The sequence below is a fragment of the Stenotrophomonas sp. HMWF003 genome (assembly GCF_003061285.1).
GTDB classification, from domain to species: domain Bacteria; phylum Pseudomonadota; class Gammaproteobacteria; order Xanthomonadales; family Xanthomonadaceae; genus Stenotrophomonas; species Stenotrophomonas maltophilia_AP.
Genome location: NZ_QAIW01000308.1, coordinates 933 through 5,899 on the forward strand (window position 1 = coordinate 933; position 4,967 = coordinate 5,899).

General features: G+C 65.8%; 4 protein-coding genes and 1 tRNA gene. 4 read left to right on the forward strand and 1 reads right to left on the reverse strand.

Annotated features, from left to right (window positions below; translation table 11 throughout):
• The 4 genes from nadD to DBR34_RS12590 all read left to right on the forward strand — a co-directional run.
• The coding region (gene nadD, locus DBR34_RS12575; protein ID WP_128097045.1) for a nicotinate-nucleotide adenylyltransferase at positions 1–557 on the forward strand (557 nt) is incomplete at its 5' end.
• Positions 558–654: 97 nt separating this feature from the next.
• Positions 655–1,059: a ribosome silencing factor gene (rsfS, locus tag DBR34_RS12580; RefSeq protein ID WP_051598970.1), complete on the forward strand. Its 405-nt coding sequence runs from the start codon at positions 655–657 to the stop codon at positions 1,057–1,059.
• An 84-nt stretch (positions 1,060–1,143) separates the two neighbouring features.
• Complete coding sequence (gene rlmH, locus DBR34_RS12585; RefSeq protein ID WP_038687106.1) at positions 1,144–1,614, forward strand: 23S rRNA (pseudouridine(1915)-N(3))-methyltransferase RlmH; 471 nt, start codon at positions 1,144–1,146, stop codon at positions 1,612–1,614.
• 69 nt (positions 1,615–1,683) lie between these two features.
• Positions 1,684–1,760, forward strand: a tRNA-Asn gene (locus DBR34_RS12590).
• Positions 1,761–1,963: 203 nt separating this feature from the next.
• On the opposite strand, the gene DBR34_RS12595 is transcribed toward DBR34_RS12590, so the two are convergent.
• Positions 1,964–4,753: a TonB-dependent receptor gene (locus DBR34_RS12595; protein WP_128097044.1), complete on the reverse strand. Its 2,790-nt coding sequence runs from the start codon at positions 4,751–4,753 to the stop codon at positions 1,964–1,966.
• Positions 4,754–4,967 lie beyond the last annotated feature (214 nt).

The following is a 4,967-nucleotide window of genomic DNA, read 5'->3' on the forward strand; positions in this document are numbered from 1 at the left end:
CGGCGGCCGATCCGCCGCACCGGGCCGCGCCGGGCGCCGATGCCGGGCAGCGTGCGCACATGCTGGCCCTGGCGATCGGCGACGAACCGGGCCTGCTGCTCGACCTGCGCGAGCTGGAACGGGCCGCGCGCCAGCCCGGGGTGCCGTCCTATACGGTCGATACCCTGCGCGAACTGCGTGCCGAGCTGGGCCCCCATCAGTCGCTGGCGTGGCTGGTGGGCGCCGACAGCCTGCTGGGCCTGACCGGCTGGCATGACTGGGAGGCCCTGTTCGGGCTGGCCCACTTCATCGTGGCCGACCGCCCGGGCAGCCCGCTGGAACAGGCCCTGCCGCCCGCGCTGGAGGCCGCCCTGGCCGGGCGCTGGGCCGACCACGAGCGCGCGCTGCTGGGGGCGCCGGCCGGGCGCCTGCTGCGCCTGCAGACCCCGCTGCGCGAGGAATCGGCCAGTGCCGTGCGCGGCCGGATCGCCGCCGGCGAAGACTGGCGGAGCCTGCTGCCGCCGGCCGTGGCCGACTACATCGCCGACCGGGGCCTGTACGGTGCCCGGCCGGTGTGAATACGCGCAGGGCATTCGGCCCGTATAATCGGCCCCACATTTATCGAGTTCACCCGCTTTGAGCAACCAAGCCCAGCCCCAGACCATCAAGGTCCAGATGCCGAACCCGGCACCCTCCAACGCGCAGCTGCTGGAGTGCGTGCGCAAGGCCACCGAAGAACTGAAGGCCAAGGATCTTGTCGAAATCGATGTGATCGGCAAGTCCAGCGTCGCCGATTACATGGTGATCGCTTCGGGCACCTCCAGCCGCCACGTGAAGTCGATCGCCGATGAAGTGGTGAAGTTCGCCAAGGCCCTGGGCGTGATGCCGCTGGGCGTGGAAGGCGAGCGCGAAGCCGAGTGGGTGCTGGTCGACCTGGGCGACGTCGTGGTGCACGTGATGCTGCCGCGCGTGCGCGAGTTCTACGCGCTGGAGCGCCTGTGGACGGTCGGCGACCAGCCGCCGAGCCTGCTGGACGACGACGCCGAAGAAGGCGACGAGTACGGCCACGGCGCACGCTGAAGCGGTGTGTCGCGGACACGATGACGGCGCCGATGGCGCCGTTGTCATTTCAACGGCATCGCCCCCGATGCCGGGAGACTGCAGATGAAAGCCAGGCTGATCGCCACCGGCGAACGCGCACCCGCCTGGGTGGCGCAGGGCTTTGCCGAGTACCAGAAGCGTCTGTCGCACTGGTTGCCCTTCGAACTGGTGGAGATCGAGCCGGGCCTGCGTGGCAAAGGCCGCGACGCGCGTCGGGCCACCGACGATGAAGGCAAGCGGGTGATTGCGGCGCTGCCCAAGAATGCCTACGTGGTCGCGCTCGATGTGCCGGGCCGCCAGCTCAGTTCCGAGCAGCTGGCGCAGCGGCTGGAGCATTGGCGCGGGCAGGGCCGTGACATGGCGTTCCTGATCGGTGGCCCTGAGGGCCACTCGGCCGAAGTGTCCGCGCTCGCCGATGAGAAATGGTCGATTGGTCCGCTGACGTTGCCGCACATGCTGGTGCGCCTGGTGGTGGCCGAGCAGCTGTATCGCGCGGCGGCGATGCTGGCCAACCACCCGTACCACCGCGCCTGACAACGGGCTTGAAGAAAAGCTGCGAAAACGGGTTACATCCTGTGAAAAACGGGCTACAATGCGCACCCCGCCCGAATAGCTCAGCCGGTTAGAGCACTTGACTGTTAATCAGGGGGTCGTTGGTTCGAGTCCAACTTCGGGCGCCAAGTTTTGAAAAGCCTCGCAGCGATGCGAGGCTTTTTTTTGCCCGTGATGGGTGGGGGTAGAGCCGACCGTTGGTCGGCTGACACAACGCTGACAACGCTGACAGCGCTGGCCACGCAACACACCGCAATGATCGAACCCAACGCACCGCCCAAAAAAAAGCCCGGGCACTGCCCGGGCTTTTCGTTCCACACGTGTGGTTACATCAGTTGAAGGTGTACTTGGCCCCCACGGTGAAGTAACGGCCGATTGCACCGCTGAAGTGCAGCGGGTTGTAGTTCACGCTGCCGTAGGTGGTCGGATCCAGCGGGGCGATGCGATCGAACACGTTCTGCACCGAGGCATTCAGCTCGAACATGTCGGTCACGTTCCAACGGCCGGAAAGATCGAACGTGGTGAACGAGGAGATCTTCGTCACCGGCGTACCGTCGGCGTAGAAGGCCTGGTAGTCACCACCGCGCTTGTCGGTGTTGTCCATCTTGGCGATGTAGTTGGCGACGCCGCTGACACTCCAGGCGCCCTGCTTCCAGGTGGTGCCGAAGTTGACACGGTCCTTCGGGGTGCCGATGCAGTTGGTCACGTCGCAGTTGCCGTGGGTGCCGGCGTAGTCGACGGTTTCATCGCCTTCGGTGCGCTCGAACTTCAGCACGTGGCTCCACTGCAGATCCATCTCCAGCTGGCCCGGGCCGATGTCGAACGTCTGGCGGATATCGGTGTCGATACCGCGCACACGCGACGAGTTGGCATTCACGTACGCGGTGTTGACGGCCAGGATCGTGCCGCTGTTGGGCACGCCACCGATGTTGTTGGCATCACGCAGGACGTTGCCGGCCGCGATCGCCGCGGCGGTGCTGCCCTGGGCGATTTCGTTGGTGCGCTTGATCTGCCACGCATCGACGGTCAACGAGGTCGACGAGGTCGGCTGCATCACGATGCCGACCGAGTAGCTCTTGGACTCTTCCGGCTTCAGGTCCTTGTTGGGACGGGTGATGATGGCCACCGAACGCGCGGTGCACTCGTTGGCCGGGTCGATCGCGCAACGCACCGGATCGCGTGCATTGGAGAACGCGGCCAGGCCGCCGTCACCGTTTTCGGCCGGGTTCGGCGCGCGGAAACCTTCGGCATAGCTGGCACGCAGCGCCAGCCAGTCGGTCGGGGTCCACTTCACGCCCAGCTTCGGCGTGGCCTTGCCTTCACCGCTTTCGTACTTGTCGTAACGCAGTGCCGCGCTCAGTTCCAGCTGTTCCAGCACCGGCGCGGACAATTCGGCATAGCCGGCGTACACGTTCTGGGTACCGTCATAGGCCGAGTAACCCAGGCCGATGATGTCACCCTGGTCGGTGTAGGTCTGCGGGGTCAGGCTGTTGCTGGTCTTGCGCCATTCGGTACCCATGGCCAGGCCGAGCGGGCCGCCCTTGAGGTCCATCAGGCTGCGCGACACGGTGAAGTTGAACATGTCCAGGCTGGACTTGGCGCTGGCACTGATGGTCGGCGAGATGTAGTCATACAGCGCCTGCGAGTTCGCCCCGGCATTGTCGCCGATGCGCCACACGCCACCCGGGCAGGCCGGATTGCCCAGCGCACAGCGTACGGCGCTGTAGCGCAGGAAGCCGGTGCGCTTGTTGGTCAGGTCGGTACCCGAATGCAGGTAGGCGGTGTCGTAGCTCCACTCGCCCCAGTTGCCCTTCACGCCGGCCAGGAAGCGGTTGAACTCATTGGTGTTGTTGGTCACGCGACCGCCCACGTCCCATGCCGAATAGCGCAGGCGCGAGGCCTGGCCCGGAATCGGGTTGTCGGGATGGGTCGGCCCCAGCACGGTGGCGCCAGCGCCGCTGTTGGCGTTGACCGGGCCGCCCGGGTAACCCCAGCCGCCGGACACGCCGGACGGCGTGTTGGAGAAGACGGTTTCCTTCTTGGAGTAGCCGATTTCGGTGTAGACCTCACCACCTTCACCGAAGGCGAAGCTGGCGCGGCCGAACACGTTGACGTACTTCTCTTCCGGGCTCAGGTCACGGAACTGCTGTGCCGGGTCCCAGAGGCAACCCTGGGCCTGCGCGGTGGCATCGGACTGGCCGGGAATGGTGGTCAGGCCGGCGCAGCCGGGCAGGGCGACCAGCTGGCCGGCGCTGTTGAATACCGAGCCGTTCGGGCCGGTGCCGCCGGCGGTGCCGCCGGACAGGTACGCGCCACCCAGGAACTGCGCATCGGCCGCATCGTAGCCCCACTGGCGGGTATCGCCGGTGCCGATCCACTTGCGGTTCTTGCGGTCGCTGATCTTGATCGCGTCGGTCTTGCCCACGTCCAGGCTGAAGAACGCATTCCAGCCGTCGCTGTTGAGGTCGCCGGTACCGGCGGTCAGCGTGGCCTTCTTGGCATTGCCGTCGCCATCGCCGGAGGTGCCGTAGGAGGCGCGCAGCACGGCGCCCTGGAAGTCGTTGCGCAGGATGATGTTGACCACGCCGGCGATCGCGTCGGACCCGTAGATGGCCGAGGCGCCGTCCTTGAGGATGTCGATGCGCTCCACCGCATCCAGCGGAATGGTGCTCAGGTCGGTGAAGACCTTCTGGCCGTCATCGGCCAGGCCATAGGTGGCCATGCGGCGGCCGTTCAACAGCACCAGCGTCGAGCCGGCGCCCAGGCCACGCAGCGAGATGCCCGCGCCGCCGCCGGCAAAGCCGTTGCCGAAGGTCTTGGGAATCGAGCCGGCGCCGTCGGCGGTCAAGGTCTGCAGGTATTCGGCGACCGTGGTCTTGCCGGTGCGGTCGATCTCCTGGCGGGTGACCACCTGGACGGGCGAGGGGGTTTCGGTGTTCGTACGCGGGATGTTGGACCCGGTGACGGTGATCCGGTCAAGGTTGGTGGCCTGTTCCTGCGCGAACGCAGAAGAGGATGCCAGCGCTCCGACCAGCAGCAGGGTGCTGCCGGTGAGTACGGTGGAAATGGATTGGGCGAGGCTATTGCGGCTGCTGTTGAGCCGTTGGACCGGGTGTTTCACAGCTTCTCTCCTGACTGGGAAAACCAACAATGACGATGGATCGGCACTGAAAATGAGTGACGACGGCGACAATCTAGGTTTCCGGAGGGTGACGAAGCCGTGAAAAATTGCTTAATTCGGGTCGCCGTCGTCACTCATTTTCAGTGCCGATCCATCGTCATTGTTGGTTTTCCCAGTCAGGAGAGAAGCTGTGAAACACCCGGTCCAACGGCTC